Annotated in this window: 16 protein-coding genes; 9 read left to right on the top strand and 7 right to left on the bottom strand. The window is 58.3% G+C overall.

The features are described 5' to 3' along the window. Nucleotides 1–2 precede the first annotated feature (2 nt). The 9 genes from N6L24_RS08635 (at nucleotide 3) to N6L24_RS08595 (ending at nucleotide 8903) form a co-directional block, all read left to right on the top strand. On the top strand, nucleotides 3–1328 hold the full coding sequence (locus N6L24_RS08635) for a replication-associated recombination protein A (protein ID WP_271844270.1): 1326 nt from the start codon (nucleotides 3–5) through the stop codon (nucleotides 1326–1328). A 102-nt stretch (nucleotides 1329–1430) separates the two neighbouring features. Further along, entirely contained in the window at nucleotides 1431–1808 is a 378-nt protein-coding gene (gene crcB, locus N6L24_RS08630; RefSeq protein ID WP_271844269.1) for a fluoride efflux transporter CrcB, read from the top strand. After that, the gene (locus N6L24_RS08625) at nucleotides 1805–2848 is read left to right on the top strand and encodes an RluA family pseudouridine synthase (RefSeq protein ID WP_271844268.1); all 1044 of its coding nucleotides are present in this window, start codon (nucleotides 1805–1807) and stop codon (nucleotides 2846–2848) included. The genes crcB and N6L24_RS08625 overlap by 4 nt, the downstream gene beginning before the upstream one ends. Next, on the top strand, nucleotides 2845–3516 hold the full coding sequence (locus N6L24_RS08620; protein WP_271844267.1) for an HAD-IA family hydrolase: 672 nt from the start codon (nucleotides 2845–2847) through the stop codon (nucleotides 3514–3516). Before N6L24_RS08625 ends, N6L24_RS08620 begins: the two co-directional genes overlap by 4 nt. 3 nt (nucleotides 3517–3519) lie before the next feature. After that, nucleotides 3520–4233 (top strand): ATP12 family chaperone protein, encoded by a 714-nt coding sequence (locus tag N6L24_RS08615; RefSeq protein WP_271844266.1) that lies wholly within the window; start codon nucleotides 3520–3522, stop codon nucleotides 4231–4233. A 198-nt stretch (nucleotides 4234–4431) separates the two neighbouring features. Next, nucleotides 4432–5451: an amino acid ABC transporter substrate-binding protein gene (locus N6L24_RS08610; protein ID WP_271844265.1), complete on the top strand. Its 1020-nt coding sequence runs from the start codon at nucleotides 4432–4434 to the stop codon at nucleotides 5449–5451. Between the two features lie 127 nt (nucleotides 5452–5578). Next, the gene (locus tag N6L24_RS08605) at nucleotides 5579–6811 is read left to right on the top strand and encodes an amino acid ABC transporter permease (protein WP_271844264.1); all 1233 of its coding nucleotides are present in this window, start codon (nucleotides 5579–5581) and stop codon (nucleotides 6809–6811) included. Between the two features lies 1 nt (nucleotide 6812). Continuing rightward, entirely contained in the window at nucleotides 6813–8099 is a 1287-nt protein-coding gene (locus tag N6L24_RS08600; RefSeq protein ID WP_271844263.1) for an amino acid ABC transporter permease, read from the top strand. 12 nt (nucleotides 8100–8111) lie between these two features. Continuing rightward, nucleotides 8112–8903, top strand: a complete 792-nt coding sequence (locus N6L24_RS08595) for an amino acid ABC transporter ATP-binding protein (protein WP_271844262.1) — start codon at nucleotides 8112–8114, stop codon at nucleotides 8901–8903. 68 nt (nucleotides 8904–8971) lie between these two features. Here N6L24_RS08595 and N6L24_RS08590 read toward each other — a convergent pair whose 3' ends face one another. The 7 genes from N6L24_RS08590 to N6L24_RS08560 all read right to left on the bottom strand — a co-directional run bounded on the left by N6L24_RS08590 (nucleotide 8972) and on the right by N6L24_RS08560 (nucleotide 16178). Further along, a complete protein-coding gene (locus N6L24_RS08590; RefSeq protein ID WP_271844261.1) occupies nucleotides 8972–9463 on the bottom strand; it encodes a SixA phosphatase family protein in 492 nt (163 codons plus the stop codon). A 9-nt stretch (nucleotides 9464–9472) separates the two neighbouring features. After that, nucleotides 9473–10273, bottom strand: a complete 801-nt coding sequence (locus tag N6L24_RS08585) for a sterol desaturase family protein (protein ID WP_271844260.1) — start codon at nucleotides 10271–10273, stop codon at nucleotides 9473–9475. Nucleotides 10274–10329: 56 nt separating this feature from the next. Further along, nucleotides 10330–11196, bottom strand: coding sequence for an acetylglutamate kinase (gene argB, locus N6L24_RS08580; protein WP_271844259.1), 867 nt, complete (start codon nucleotides 11194–11196; stop codon nucleotides 10330–10332). 64 nt (nucleotides 11197–11260) lie between these two features. Next, on the bottom strand, nucleotides 11261–11914 hold the full coding sequence (yihA, locus tag N6L24_RS08575; protein WP_271844258.1) for a ribosome biogenesis GTP-binding protein YihA/YsxC: 654 nt from the start codon (nucleotides 11912–11914) through the stop codon (nucleotides 11261–11263). After that, on the bottom strand, nucleotides 11914–12657 hold the full coding sequence (locus N6L24_RS08570; RefSeq protein ID WP_271844257.1) for an MOSC domain-containing protein: 744 nt from the start codon (nucleotides 12655–12657) through the stop codon (nucleotides 11914–11916). The genes yihA and N6L24_RS08570 overlap by 1 nt, the downstream gene beginning before the upstream one ends. After that, complete coding sequence (yidC, locus tag N6L24_RS08565) at nucleotides 12654–14474, bottom strand: membrane protein insertase YidC (protein WP_271844256.1); 1821 nt, start codon at nucleotides 14472–14474, stop codon at nucleotides 12654–12656. The genes N6L24_RS08570 and yidC overlap by 4 nt, the downstream gene beginning before the upstream one ends. A 201-nt stretch (nucleotides 14475–14675) precedes the next feature. Next, a complete protein-coding gene (locus tag N6L24_RS08560) occupies nucleotides 14676–16178 on the bottom strand; it encodes a putative bifunctional diguanylate cyclase/phosphodiesterase (protein WP_271844255.1) in 1503 nt (500 codons plus the stop codon). Nucleotides 16179–16196: the final 18 nt, after the last annotated feature.

Genomic DNA, 16196 nt, shown 5'->3' with positions numbered 1-16196 from the left:
CTATGTCCGACCTCTTTTCAGATTCTCCCGCGCCTGATGGCCCCGCAACCGACACCGCCCCCCGGCCACTGGCGGATCGGCTGCGTCCGCAATCGCTGTCTGATGTGATTGGCCAGCAGCAGGTCCTGGGGCCGGAAGCCCCTTTGGGGGTCATGCTGGCTTCGGGCGCACTAAGCTCGCTCGTCTTCTGGGGGCCACCCGGTGTTGGCAAAACCACAATTGCACGGCTACTGGCGCAGGAAACCGATCTGCATTTCGTGCAGATCAGCGCGATTTTCACCGGCGTGCCCGAATTGCGCAAAGTCTTTGAAGCGGCGAAGCTGCGGCGACAGAACGGTCATGGCACGCTGCTGTTCGTGGATGAGATCCATCGTTTCAACAAGGCGCAGCAGGATGGGTTTTTGCCACATATGGAAGATGGCACCATCCTGTTGGTGGGCGCGACCACGGAAAACCCCAGCTTTGAGCTGAACGCCGCGCTGTTGTCACGCGCGCAGGTGCTGGTGCTGGAGCGGCTGGGCTTTGACGATCTTGAGGCCTTGACCAAACGCGCTGAGGCGGAACTGTCGCGCCCCTTGCCGCTGGCGGCGCAGGCACGCGAGACATTGCTTGAAATGGCCGATGGCGACGGGCGCGCGCTGCTGAATTTGGTCGAGCAGATTGCCGCCTGGAAAGTGGCGGCACCGCTCACGCCCGAGCAACTCGCCAAACGTCTGATGCGCCGTGCAGCGAAATACGACAAGAACGGCGAAGAACATTACAACCTGATTTCGGCGCTGCATAAATCGGTGCGCGGCTCTGACCCGGATGCCGCGCTCTATTGGTATGCGCGTATGCTGGAGGGGGGCGAGGACCCGCGCTATCTGGCGCGGCGCTTTGTGCGCATGGCGGTGGAAGACATCAGCCTCGCAGACCCGCAGGCGCAGGCGGTCTGCCTGCAGGCCTGGCAGACCTACGAGCGGCTTGGCTCCCCCGAAGGGGAACTGGCGCTGGCCAATGCGGTGGTCTATCTGGCGCTCGCGCCAAAATCCAATGGGGTCTACAAAGCCTATAAGGCCGCCCGCGCGTCGGCGCGCAAAACCGGTTCACAAATGCCGCCCAAACACATTCTCAACGCACCCACGAAATTGATGGATGAGCAGGGCTATGGCAAAGGTTACGCCTATGATCATGATGCCGAGGATGGCTTTTCTGGTCAGAACTATTTTCCCGAGGGCATGCAGCGCCCGGCGTTTTACGAACCGGTTGAGCGCGGCTTTGAACGCGAGCTCAAAAAGCGGCATGAGTACTTTGCAAAGCTGCGCGAAAAACGCCAAGATCGCCAATGATTGCAGGTCATAGCGTGACGCTTTCGCCCGGTGTTCGCGCGCGCTGACAGGGCGCGTGGGCTTTCGCTTGCCTTGTGCCGGGGGGAAGCGTAACAGACCCGGATGATACTGAATCTCGTATATGTGGCGCTTGGGGGCGCGGTGGGCGCATGCCTGCGATACCTAACCGGACTGGGCGCGCTGCGTCTGTTTGGTCCTGGCTTTCCCCTGGGTGTGATCACGGTCAATATTTTCGGCTCCCTCGTTATGGGGATCTTGGCGGTGTATCTGGCCAAGCGTGGACTGATGCAATTCAGTCCGCTGCTGATGACCGGGCTGCTGGGCGGGTTCACAACATTTTCGGCGTTTTCGCTTGAGGCGGTGACGCTTTATGAACGCGGGCAGGCCAGCGCGGCGGCGGCCTATGTATTGATTTCTGTGGTGGGCGCGCTGATGGCGCTGATCGTGGGGCTTTGGATCGCGCGGGGGATATGGGCATGAGTGGCGTACAGAATATCACGGTTTCAGCGGATGACGCCGATATGCGGCTGGACCGCTGGATGAAAGCGAAATTTCCGCAGCTCAATCAGATCCGCATTGAGAAAATGTGCCGCAAGGGCGAATTGCGTATCGACGGCGGGCGGGTCAAACCGGCGACGCGGCTGGTCGAAGGCCAGAGCGTGCGCGTCCCGCCGGTGCCGGATTTCTATGCGCCCAAACCACAGAGCACCCTGCGTATTTCGGCGGCGGATGAGAAACTGATTCAGTCCTGCGTGATCTACCGCGATGATGACATCATCATTTTGAACAAACCTGCGGGCCTGCCAACCCAGGGCGGCAGCAAACAGACGCGCCACGTCGATGGGCTCGCTGAGGCGCTGAAATTTGGCTACGAAGAAAAACCGCGTCTGGTGCACCGGCTGGACAAGGATACCTCCGGGGTTCTGGTGCTGGCGCGCAGCCGCAAGATGGCGAGCGATCTGACAGCCGCCTTTCGCCACCACGCCACGCGCAAGATCTACTGGGCCGTCGTTGCTGGCGTGCCAACGCCCTATCTGGGTGAAATCAAATTTGGCCTCGTGAAGGCACCGGGTCGCGGCAAACACGGCGAAGGCGAGAAGATGATTGCGCTGCATCCGCGCGATGTCGCCAGCACGCCGGGGGCGAAGCGGGCGATTACGCAATATGCGACGCTCTATCGTGTGGCCAGCCGCGCGGCCTGGGTCGCGATGGAACCGATCACCGGGCGCACCCATCAGCTGCGCGCGCATATGGCCGAGATCGGCCACCCGATTGCCGGCGATGGTAAATATGGTGGCTCCGGTCAAGAAAACCTGGGCGATGGCTGGGGCGCACAGTTGGGTGGTATTATCAGCAAAAAGCTGCACCTGCACGCGCGCACCATTTCCTTTGAGCATCCGGCGACGCGACAGGTCCTGACCATTCATGCGCCTTTGCCCGATCATATGAAACACACGTTTGAAACCTTTGACTGGACGCCCGACATGGCGGCGGAAGATCCGTTTGAGGAACTGCAATGAGTGATCTGCGGCTGGTTCTCTTTGATGTCGATGGCACCTTGGTGGACAGCCAGGCCGACATTCTGGGGGCGATGTCGCTGAGCTTTGACTCGGTGGGTCTGCCGGTGCCTGAGCGCGAGGCGATCTTGCAGCAGGTGGGACTATCTTTAGAGGTGATATTTCCCAACCTTGTGCCGCATGGGTCAGCGTCGCAGCATGCGGCGTTGGTTGAGGGTTATAAATCTGCCTATATGCATTTGCGGCAAACCAAGGGCAGCGCCGAAAGCAGCCCGCTGTTTCCCGGTGCACGCGCGGTCATTGATCAGCTGCATGCCGACCCCGAAACGCTGTTGGGTGTTGCCACCGGGAAATCGCGGCGCGGATTGGACAAGTTGCTGGACGGTCATGGCCTGCGCAAATATTTCGTGACGCAGCAAGTGGCGGATCACCACCCGTCAAAACCGCATCCGGCCATGGTTCTGGAGGCCTTGAATGAAACGGGCGTCAGCCCGGACCGTGCGGTGATGGTCGGCGATACCAGCTATGACATGGAAATGGCCAAAGCTGCGGGTGTGTTTGCGATTGGCGTTGACTGGGGCTATCACCACGCTGCGCAGCTGACGGCGGCGGATGTCGTCATTTCCAAATTTGCAGAAGTGCACGATGTGCTGAATTCGGTCTGGGGGTAAGTCATGTCCAATTGGGAAGTCAAAAAACGGTTCTGGAGCGCGGCGGGCTATCGTGAGAGCGATAGTGGCTATGTGATTGAGCTTGATGGGCGCGGCCTGAAAACCCCGGCCAAGACCCCGGTTGTTGTGCCAAGCAAAGCGCTGGCCGAGGCGATTGTTGCTGAATGGCAGGCGCAGGGTGATGAGATCGATCCCCTGGCGTTGCCCTACACGCGCACAGCCAATTCAGCATTGGATAAGGTCACGCCGCAACATGCGGCCGTCGCGGATATGCTTGCGGAATACGGTGGCACCGATCTGCTGTGTTACCGTGCAGAGGCGCCCGAGGGGCTGGTCGCGCGCCAAGCTGCTGCGTGGGACGAGGTGTTGGATTGGGCGGCCGAAACTTTGGGGGCGCGGCTGAAGTCCACTGCTGGTGTGATGTTCCTTGAACAGGATGCGGCGGCGCTTGCGGCGCTGCGAGAACAAGTGCACGCGCTTTCCCCATTTGAACTGGCCGCATTTCACGATTTGGTGAGCCTGACCGGATCGCTTGTTCTGGGATTCGCGGCCACACGCGAATTTTTGCCTTCGGAAGATATCTGGCAGCGCTCGCGCGTTGACGAAGCTTGGCAAGAAGAGCAATGGGGAAAAGACGAAGAGGCAACTTCCCTTGCGGAAACCAAGCGTCAGGCGTTTTTACATGCCTATGATTTCTATAAAAAGTGTAACGATTAAGCATATTTGTGCGCGAATTTTTCGCCGCAGGCAGTTTTTGAGAATTCATCAAAAACCTTGATGGCGCCCTTGACCTTTTCCAATGAATCCGCCCAAACTGCCCTCGCTGAGGGGGCGAGAACCCTACCAGTATGAAGCCATTCTAGAAATAGAAGGGCGACCGCCCTAACAGGGGCGGCAATTCAGGAAGAGGTAAATATGAAAAAATCCGTAATCTTTGGTGCCGCGACAGTTGCTTGCTTGTCCGCCGGTGCTGCTGCTGCTGGCACTCTTGATGACGTCAAGGCCCGTGGCAAACTGAACTGCGGTGTAACGACCGGTGTTGTCGGCTTTTCCGCACCAAACGCTGAAGGCGTTTGGGAAGGTTTTGACGTTGACGTATGCCGTGCTGTTGCCGCGGCCGTTTTGGGCGATTCCACTGCGGTAGAATTTGTACCAACCACACCAAAGACTCGTTTCACCGCGCTGTCCGCTGGTGAGATCGACATGCTGTCCCGCGTGACCACATGGACTCTGTCCCGTGACGCAGACCTGAAGTTCACCTTTGTTGGTGTGAACTATTATGACGGTCAGGGCTTTATGGTTCCAAAGGAACTGGGCGTGTCCTCTGCCAAGGAACTGGACGGTGCAACCGTTTGTATCCAAACCGGCACCACAACCGAGCTGAACCTGGCGGATTTCTTCCGCTCCAACAACATCAGCTATGAGCCAGTGCCAATCGAAACCGTTGCTGAAGCTCAGCAGCAGTATCTGGCAGGGTCTTGCGACGTTTTCACAACCGACGCTTCGCAGCTGGCCTCCACACGCGCCACTTTTGAGACTCCTGGTGATCACACCATCCTGGGTGACATCATCTCCAAAGAGCCGCTTGGCCCAACCGTTCGCCACGGCGATGACGAGTGGGCAGATGTTGTACGCTGGTCCTACAACACTCTCGTAGCCGCAGAAGAGCTGGGCATCACGTCTGCAAACATCGCCACACTGGCGGGTGAAAAGACTGACAACCCAGAAATCAACCGTCTGCTCGGCCACGAAGGCAGCATGGGCGAGATGCTGGGTCTGGACGCCGACTGGGCGGTCCGCATCATCTCTGCTGTTGGCAACTACGGTGAAAGCTTTGAGCGTCACCTGGGTGGCCAGTCCGCAATTGGTCTGGCACGTGGTCTGAACGCACTGTGGACCGAAGGTGGTCTGCAGTACTCTCCACCAGTACGCTAATAGCCTAAAGTTTGGGGCGTAGGCGCAAGCCTGCGCCCCATTCACTATACCGGCACTGAAATTCGATCGCGCGCCTCGGGCGCATATAAACCAAACAAAAGACGATCGAAATCACGGGGAATCTCTAATGTCTACACTTACCGACCCTCCGAAGGAGTCGTTTCGGCTGTCTATGCTGATTTACGACACGCGCTACAGGTCACTTACATTTCAAGTGATCGCTGCGCTTGTCCTTGCTCTTTCATTCTGGTTTCTGGGAAACAACCTCATTCAAAACCTGCGCGCTGCGGGTTTGAATATTTCCTACAGTTTCTTGGGTGATACCTCCGGGTATGACATCAACCAAGTTCTGATCGACTATGACAGTCAATCCACCCACCTGCGCGCCGCCATTGTCGGGGTTCTGAACACCCTGTTGGTTGCGTTTTTCGCCTGTCTCACCGCCACTGTATTTGGTGTGATTGCAGGTGTTCTGCGCCTTTCCAACAACTGGCTCGTGGCCAAAGTCATGTCGGTTTACGTGGAAATTTTCCGCAATATTCCGGTACTGATCTGGATCATCATCATTTTCACCATCATGACAGCGGTACTGCCGGGGCCACGCGCATTCCGCGGCGATAATGCGACCTCCAGCATGGTGCTTGATCTTTTTGCATTCACCAACCGCGGGATCTATATCCCAAGCCCACAATTTGAGAGCGGGCTGTTTGCCAGCGCTGGCCTCAACTGGCTGCTGGTGATTGCGTTTCTGATCGGGTCCTGGTTTGCGACGCGCCGCGTGGCGGCCTGGGCGACAGCCAAGCAAGAGAAAACCGGTGAGCGTCCTTCGACCCTGTTCATCAACCTTGCGATCTGGTTTGTCCCTTTTGTCCTGCTGATGCTCATCATGGGTCTGACCTGGGATGTGCCGGCGCTGAAAGGGTTCAACTTTCAGGGAGGCATCAAGGTTGGTGGCCCGCTGATTGCGCTGTGGTTTGCACTGTCGATCTACACAGGTGCCTTTATCGCAGAGAACGTGCGCGCGGGTATTCAGGCGATTTCCAAAGGCCAGACCGAGGCCGCCTCTGCTTTGGGGCTGCGTCAGAGCCGGGTCATGAACCTCGTGGTGCTGCCGCAAGCGCTCCGCGTGATCATTCCGCCACTGATTTCTCAGTATCTGAACATCACCAAGAACTCGTCTCTGGCGATTGCAGTGGGCTATGCCGACATCACCGCGACCCTGGGCGGCATCACGCTGAACCAGACCGGCCGCGCGATTGAATGCGTGCTGCTTCTGATGTTGTTCTATCTGACGATTTCGCTGCTGATCTCCGTTGTTATGAACTTCTACAACAACGCTGTTAAGCTGAGGGAGCGTTGATATGAATACTGATATCGCCTTTGTACAAACCGAAACCATTCCGCCATCTCCGCCCCCATCCAGTGCGATCGGGCCGTCAAAATGGATCAAGGACAACCTCTTTTCGAGCATCCCGAACACCATTTTGACCATCGTTACCATCTGGCTGATCTACACGGTTTTGATGCAGGTTGTGCCATGGGTGGCAAATGGTGTTTGGACAACATCATCGCTGACCGAATGCCGCGAAGTCCTTCAGGGCAAAACCGGCGCCTGTTTTTCGGTTCTGAGTGAACGCTGGAACCAGATCCTCTATGGGTTCAAATACCCGGTCGATTCCTACTGGCGTCCAAACCTTGCGCTGGTTCTGCTGGCCTTTGCCGCTGCGCCGGTGATGTTCTTTGATTTGCCGCGCAAAATGCTGATCTTCACGGCGCTTTACCCATTCATCGCCTTCTGGCTGATTTGGGGGGGCACAATCCTGGGGCCGCTTGTGGCGCTTCTGGGCTTTGTGGCCGGTGGCTACACCTTCAAGACGCTGTCGATGAAAAGCTTTGCCGCCGGGTTCTTCGGGGCGATTGCCGCTGCCTTTGCCATCTGGATTATTGGCGGCGCTTTGATCCCGGAAACCGCATCTGAGAATGCATGGCTTTCCCCGGTTCCGAGCCGCGATCTGGGCGGCTTCATGCTGAACCTGATGCTGGGCGTGACCTGTGTGTCGCTGTCCCTGCCATTGGGCGTTGCCCTGGCATTGGGGCGTCAGTCGAACATGCCCCTGATCAAGGGGATCTCGGTCGTTTTCATTGAATTCGTCCGTGGTGTGCCGCTGATCACCTTGCTGTTCGTGGCCTCGGTCATGCTGGCGTACTTCTTCCCACCGGACAGCACCGTGGACTTGTTCCTGCGGGTTGTGATCATGATTACTATGTTCTCGGCAGCCTATATCGCCGAGGTGATCCGGGGTGGCCTGGCCGCCTTGCCAAAAGGTCAGTACGAAGCAGCGGACAGCCTTGGTCTTGATTATCCTCAGGCCATGCGGTTGATCATCCTGCCGCAGGCGCTGAAAATCTCGATCCCGGGCATCGTGAACGTCGCGGTGGGTCTGTTCAAAGACACCACACTGGTTTCCGTTATCTCGATGTTCGACCTGGTCGGCATGATCCGGGGCCCTATTCTGGCGTCCACCGAATGGAATGGCGTCTATTGGGAGCTTCTCGGCTTTGCCGCGCTTCTGTTCTTCATCGTCTGCTATGGCATCTCACAATATTCACAGTGGCTGGAGCGTCGTCTTGCCACAGATCACCGTTAAGGAGTTCACACCATGTCTGAACTAGCAATTGAACGCGAAATCGATCGCTCCAAAATGCAGGTCTCTGATGAGATCGCAATTCAAATCAACGGCATGAACAAATGGTACGGAACGTTCCATGTGCTGCGTGATATCAACCTCACCGTGAACCGCGGCGAGCGTATCGTTATTGCGGGCCCTTCGGGGTCGGGTAAGTCGACGCTGATCCGGTGTCTGAATGCTCTGGAAGAGCATCAACAGGGCCAGATTGTCGTGGATGGCACAGAGCTGACATCCGATCTGAAGAACATCGACAAGATCCGTTCCGAAGTCGGCATGTGCTTTCAGCACTTCAACCTGTTCCCACATCTGACGATCCTGGAAAACTGCACACTGGCCCCGATCTGGGTGCGCAAGACCCCCAAAAAGGAAGCGATCGAAACAGCGATGCACTTCCTGGAAAAGGTCAAGATTCCGGATCAGGCGCATAAGTATCCGGGGCAGTTGTCCGGTGGTCAGCAGCAGCGTGTGGCCATTGCGCGCTCGCTTTGCATGAAGCCGCGCATCATGCTGTTTGACGAACCAACCTCTGCGCTTGACCCAGAGATGATCAAAGAAGTGCTGGACACCATGATCGAACTGGCGGAAGAGGGCATGACCATGCTCTGCGTGACGCACGAGATGGGCTTTGCTCGTCAGGTTGCCAACCGCGTGATCTTTATGGACCAAGGTCAGATTGTTGAGCAGAACGAACCGGAAGAGTTCTTCAACAATCCCAAGAGCGAACGCACCAAGCTGTTCCTCAGCCAGATCCTCGGCCACTAAGCCAAGCGACAAAGACAAGAAAGCCCCGCCAAGTGCGGGGCTTTTTCATGCGCAGCTGAGGCGCGCTGTTATTCAAGATCGCGCGGTGTGGTGAAACCAATCACCTCACCGCTGCCAAATGTGACTTCAGACCAATCTTCAACGTCAAAATCGATCACCGTGGTTGCCCCGGTCGGGTAGTCGGCAAATCGGTCGTGCGCGGGGGGCGTGGCCACCAGCCGGTGCGCCAGATCTGCAATTCCGGGGTTGTGACCGATCAGACAGACGCAGGGGCCGTCAGCAGCGGACAGCACCTTACGCATCTTTTCTGCGGACGCGAGGTAGAGCGTATCTTTTTCCGCCCGCGCCACATCGTCAAACCCCAAACCGTCGCAGGTTTGTTTCGTGCGCTCTGCGCTGGAGCAAAGCAGCACATCAGGCACATAGCCATTCTTGCGCAGCCAGTCGCCGATCAGCGGCGCGCTGCGCAGACCGCGGGCATTCAGGGGGCGGCGATGATCGGCCAGATCATGCGCCCAGCTTGATTTCGCGTGCCGCACCAGAATCAGACGTTTGGGCATTGGGGCCTCCTATTTTGGTTTGCGCATGAAGGGCAGGGCAAGGCTCCAGCCCAGCCGCGCTGGACGTTCGTCCTGCCAGCGCAGGCCGGTTGTCATGCCCTCATGTCCGGCCGCGGGTTGCGGGATATAGGTGCCAAAGGCGCGATCCCAGATCGACAGGGAAAACCCATAATTGCTGTCATGTTCTTGGCGATGCACCGAATGGTGTACGCGGTGCATGTCGGGCGTCACCAGAATGCGGCGTAGGACCGCATCAAACCCGAGGGGCAGGCGGATATTACTGTGATTGAACATGGCCGTGCCATTCAGAAGGATCTCAAACAGGATAATCGCCAGCGCGCTGGGTCCGATCAGATAAACCAGCCCAATCTTGAGCACCATCGACAGCGCAATTTCAATCGGGTGGAAGCGGATCGCGGTTGTCACGTCCATGTCGCGATCCGCGTGATGCACCTGATGCAAGCGCCACAAAAGCGGCACCTTATGGGTGACGAGATGCTGCAGCCAAATGGCAAAATCAAAGATCAGGATCGCAAGCAGAAGCTCCACCCAGCTTGGCCAATCCAAGATATGAAACAGCCCCCATCCAAGTGTCGCCGCATCCAGCGTCGCCCCCACCGCCAATGCAGGCAAGGCCAGCGCCAAGAGGCGCAATGCCCCGGTGTTCAGCAGGGACATACCCCAATTGGTGCGCCAGCGGCGCGGCCGGCTTTCGGTGGGGGTGCGGCGCGGAACCAGATGTTCTGCCGTCGCCAAAAGGATGAAAAGGCCAAAAAAAACGCTCAGCCGGATGAGAACTTCATGCTCCATAGGCCCAAGGTATCTCGGCCCCGGCTGCTGTCAATTGCCGCCGCTTCACAAGCTGGTCAGCTATCGCCCCGGATCAGTGAGCCTGCGCCATGTTCTGTGAACAGCTCCAGCAGGCAGGCGTTGGGTGCACGTCCATCCAGAATGACCACCGCGCGCACGCCGCCATCAATGGCATTCAGTGCGGTTTCGGTTTTTGGAATCATGCCGCCGGCAATGACGCCAGCCTCTGTCATCTCGCGGATCTGGGCAGACTTCAGCTCTGTCACAACCTCGCCATCCGCCCCTTTGACCCCGGGGACATCTGTCAACAGCAGCAGGCGATCTGCATTCAGCGAAGCGGCCACAGCCCCCGCTGCGGTGTCGCCATTGACGTTGAAGGTCTCGCCATCCTTGCCCGCACCCAGTGGGGCGATGACCGGAATGGTGTTTTTGGCAAAGAGGTCATGCAGCACTTCGGGGTTCATCTGCGCCGGGGTGCCGACAAAGCCAAGATCCGGGTTGGTCTGTTCACACAGCATCAGGTTGGCGTCTTTGCCCGACAGGCCGACCGCTTTGCCGCCCTGACGGTTGATCGCCTGCACAATGCGTTTGTTGACGGTGCCTGACAGCACCATTTCCACCACTTCGACGGTGGCCGCATCGGTCACGCGCTTGCCGTTTACGAATTCGGATTTGATCTGCAGCTTGTCCAGCATGGCATTGATCATCGGGCCGCCGCCATGCACCACAACAGGGTGAATACCAACCATCTGCATCAGAACAACATCGCGGGCAAACTCATCCATGGCCTCATCGCTGCCCATGGCATGCCCGCCCAGTTTGATCACAACGATCGCGCCGGTGTAGCGTTGCAGGTAGGGCAGCGCCTGGGACAATGTGCGGGCGGTGGCAATCCAATCGCGGTTCATGTTCTGTGTTTTCATCCTCTGAGCCTTTTGACCAGACGTGTTAGTCAGTTTGGGACATCGTTCCAAGCGGAGATTGATGTCAGGGAAGATTGGCGATCAGCGCGCGCATCGCTTCTAGGCCCCAGCCTTTTTCGCTGGATGTCACAATGATTTCCGGGAAGGACGCCGGGTGTTTGGCCAATGCGCCGCGCACCTGATCCAAGGTCTTGGCGCGGTCTTTCTCTTTGACCTTGTCCGCTTTGGTCATCACAACCTGAAAGGTCACAGCCGCGCTGTCCAGCAGCGACATGATTTCCTCGTCGACCTTCTTCACGCCATGGCGGCTGTCGATCAACACGAAAGCGCGGCGCAGCCCGACGCGGCCGGACAGATATCGTTTGAGAAGGCGTTGCCATTTTTCGATGACCGGAAGCGGCGCATTGGCAAAGCCATAGCCCGGCAGGTCAACCAGGAAATGGCTCTCTGCCAGCGTGAAATAGTTGATTTCCTGGGTGCGGCCAGGCGTATTTGACGCCCGCGCCAGCCCTTTGCGCCCGGTCAGCGCATTGATCAGGCTGGATTTGCCGACGTTGGAGCGCCCGGCAAAACACACCTCCACCCGTTCGTCCGGGGGCAGGCCGTCCATGGCGACAACGCCCTTGAGAAAGTCGGCATTGCTGCCCACGAACAGTTTACGGCCTTTTTCGCGGCTGGCGTCGTCCGGTTCTTCGATGATCGGGAAGGGCAGTTGCATTACAGCACCTCTATTGTGTCGCCAATGGCGATTTCGCCGTCTTTGGTGACAATGACTTTTACGCCAAAATCCTGGTGGTCCCAGGTGTCGCGCAGGGCTTTGAGGGTCTCTGCATCGCGCAGGCCGGTTTCAGGATTGGCCTCGGTGGCGACGCAGCGTTCGATGCGGGCCTGCACCTCAAATTCGGCACCACCAATGCGCAGCTGCCGCCCGACCCAGTCAAACTCTTGCCAGGCGGGCAGGCCTGTGACGTGGATATTGCCCCGCCAGCGGTCCATCGACAGGTCTTGCCCCAACACCGCGCCAAGCGCCGCGTTGGTCGCGCTGTTGATGATCGACAGCGACGGGTATTTTGAATCGGTCAGGCCGGTGCCGGGCACCGACAGTATGCCGGTGGATTGCCGCCGCTCGGGCGGCATGATCGGGCGCACCCATGCCACAAAGGCGGCGGCCTCGGTGTCCGGCGAAAAGGTCAGATCCGGCAGATCGGGGTGAGACAGCGTGATGCGCTGCGCTGCCTCATCCAGACATGCCGTCATGGCCATCAGGCGCGGCGCACTGGCCCCGCGCGAGAAGTTGATACAGGCCGCCCAAGCAGAGCCATCTGCCTTGGTGGCGTCGTGGGTCACAGCCCAGTGACGATCCCAAGGCATGCAGTGACCGGCCTTGAGCGCAACGCGCTCAAGGGGTTCGCGGCCATGTGCCTTGATGGGATGTCGCCAAAGGGCTGAAACCGCCGTCACTTGTCAGAGGCCTTTGCTTTGCGCTTAAAGCCGTTGCGGATATTGCCAAACACGTCCGGTTTGTACCCATGGCTGCGCATGATCAGGTACTGTTGGGTGAACGTGATGGTGTTGTTGGCAATCCAGTAGATCACCAGACCGCTGGCAAAGCTGCCCAGCATGAACATGAAGATCCATGGCATCCATGCAAAGATCATCTTTTGCGTCGGGTCTGTGGGCGCTGGGTTCAGCTTTTGCTGCAACCACATCGACAGACCCAGCAGGATCGGCAGAATGCCCAGGCTGACGATAAAGAAGATCGAGCCAGGTTCTGGCGTGCTGTAGGGCAAGAGGCCAAAGAGGTTTAGGATCGAGGTCGGATCCGGTGCCGACAGATCCTTGATCCAGCCGATCCATGGCGCATGACGCAGCTCAAGCGTTACAAAGATCACCTTGTAGAGCGAGAAGAAGATCGGGATCTGAATGAGGATGGGCAGACAGCCTGAGGCCGGGTTGACCTTTTCTGTCTTGTAAAGCTCCATCATCGCCTTTTGCATGGCCTGACGGTCATCCCCAGCCTTTTCCTTGATCTTTTCCATCTGCGGCTGAAGTTCTTTCATCTTCGCCATCGAGGCATAGGATTTATAGGCCAGCGGGAAAACGATGATCTTGATCAGCACGGTCAGCGCGATGATCGCCCAACCCATGTTGCCAATGACCGAATTGAGCCAGTGCAGAACCGCAAAAATGGGTTTCGTCAGGAAAAAGAACCAACCCCAGTCAATGGAATCAAGGAAACCAGCGATGCCCGCTTTTTCATAGGCGCGAATGGCAGCCCACTCCTTGGCGCCGGCAAACAGCTGGCTTTCCACCACAACCGATTGCCCGGCAGCCAGCGTTTGGGTCGGCAGCACGGCCTCTGTCTGGTAGATATCGCGCCGCTCGTCGTATTTTGCCACCGATTTGAACGGGCTGCCCGGCGCTGGCACCAGCGCGGACATCCAGTAATGATCGGTAAAGCCGATCCAGCCGTTTTCGGAGACCTGCGTCACCTCGGCGCGCGCGCCTTCGAGCTGGTTGAAATCATAGTCGGCGATATCGCCATAATCTGCTTCGGTCAGTTCGCCATCGGACATGGCAACAAGGCCTTCGTGCAGGATGAAGAAGTTCTTCATCTCCAGCGGCTCACCATGGCGGGCCAGAATACCATAAGGGGCCAGCGAGACGCTCGCATCCGAGGAGTTCTGAACCGATTGTTTGATGCTGAAGAGATAGTTTTCGTCGATCGAAATTTCACGGCGGAAGGTCAAGCCCGCGCCATTGTCCCAGACCAGCGTAACCGGGCTGCCCAGATTCAGCGCGTCACCCTGTTCGACAGACCAGATGGTATTGGCACCGGGGACGGCATCCAGGCTCAGGCCAGCACCGGGGGCCCAGCCATACAGCGCATAATAGCTGCCCGGCGTGCCACGCGGCACAAAGAGGTGCACGATGTCCGATCCCGGATCAAGCGTTTCGCGGTAATCTTTCAGCGACAGATCGTCGATGCGCCCGCCTTGAAGCGAGATGGAGCCGTTCAGGCGCGCGGTTTCGATTTTTACGCGCGGCGCTTCGACATTGGCCTCGGCAGTTGTGGTGGTCGCTGTGGTGCCCGTCGTTGCCGTTGTGGCGGGTGTTGCAGCCACAGGCGCGGTGGCGACTGGGGCCACTTCTGCTGTTGTTGCTGCTGTCAGATCCTCAACCGGCGCTTCGGGCGGCGGGAAAAGTACAAACCAGACCAGTATCACGATGAAACTGAGTGCGGTTGCAAGAATGAGGTTCTTGTTGTTGTTGTCCATTTTGCTGGGCCACCTGTCTGTTTGAGCGCGCATCGCATGCTGCGGGCGCTCTTGACCAATTCCGTTTCAAATGCCGTGCCCCATCCATCGGACGGGTCCGGCACATTGACTCAGGGTGGTTCAACAGAGGTCGGCCCAAAAGGTCAAGTGGATTCACGGTTCTGGGGCGTTCAGAAGCCAATTCATGACGCCAGCGCGGGGTTATCCGCGCAATTGGCGTTGCGCTGGCGATGCTCCTTGCAGCGCGGCATTGTGGCGGGCGATCCAGGGAATCGTCGCCTCAAAGGGCATGGGGCGGGCAATGCCATACCCTTGAATGTGCGTGCAGCCGAGGCTGGCAAGCTCTGCCAGTTCGGCGTCTGTCTCAACCCCTTCGGCGAGGGTCTCCATGCCCAGTCGGTCGGCCATTGTGATAATGGCCTCTACCAGACGCCTCTGTTCGGGGTCCTGGTCGATGTTTTTCACAAAGGACCGGTCGATTTTCAGGCGTGATACCGAAAACCGCCGGATCGAACTGATTGAGGCATGCCCAGTGCCAAAATCATCCAGATCAATATGGCATCCCAGTTTCGCCAAGCCATTTACATTGCGCGATACGGTGCCGTCGGCGGAACTGGCGATCACGGTTTCCAGCACCTCGATGGCGACGCGATTGGGCGCAAGCTCATAGCGGTCAAGCTCCCAGTTGATCTTGTCGACCAGCATGGGGTTGCGCAGCTCGTCGCCGGCGAAATTGACGCCGACATGCGGTATGTCAAACCCCTTGGCCTCCCAGGCTTTCTGCGCCTCCAGCGCGGCGCGCAGCATGAGGTCTGCCAAACGATCAAGCTGCCCAGTTTCGGTCAACGTATCCAGAAAGACCGCTGGCGGCAGGGTGCCGCGGGCCGGATGATCCCATCGCGCCAAAGCCTCAAATCCGGTGATCTTGCCCGTGCTGCTGGCGATTTGCGGTTGGAACCAGGCGGTGATCTGCCCATGCTGGAGCGCCTGCGCCGCCTCTTCGCGCAGCTTGCGTTCGTTGTCTTCGCGCACGCGCATCGGGTCCGAATAGGGCTGCACCGGGTCCTGCCCCGGTTGGCAGGCGCGGCGCAAGGCAATTTCTGCGGCATCATACAGCGCGCTGAACTCACGATTGCGCAGGCGATCGCTTTCGCAGAACCCGATCGCAATGGTCAACTGCACGGTGTCATTGTCAAAGGGGATCGGTGCTTCCAATGCCTGGCGCAGCCGCGCCGCCAATTGCAGGCAAGCGGTTTGGTCCAGATGGCGCACCGGGCTGAGGACCAGAACAAACGCATCGTCGCAGGGCTGCGTCAGAATATCACCGTCACGCAGCTGATCTTGGATGCGCTGCGCGATGGCGCGCTGGGTTTCGCGAAACAAGTCACTGCCATGCTGCGGACCGGTGAGGGGCAGGTTGCCAATACGCAGGGCAAAACACGCGGTTTTGCGGTGCTGCGCCTCAAGCCCGTCCATCCAATGTTGCGCGACGGTTTCCATATAGGCGCGCGACTGAATGCCCGATGCGGGGCGCAGCCCACCGTTGGGTTTGATCAAGACATGAAAGAAGAGCGAATCCAGCAATGGCAGGCCGACCGCCGTCACCAGCAGGGCACGTTCCCCCCCGAGCTGATAGGCCGCAACACATAAGAGCGCGATGGCGATGCCGATCAAATCCGGGCGAAACGCGGGTGCCCGCGTCATGCGCCAGCGATGAAGTCC

The organism is Cognatishimia sp. SS12, assembly GCF_028369055.1.
GTDB lineage: Bacteria > Pseudomonadota > Alphaproteobacteria > Rhodobacterales > Rhodobacteraceae > Cognatishimia.
This window is presented reverse-complemented; position numbering and strand designations above follow the sequence as displayed.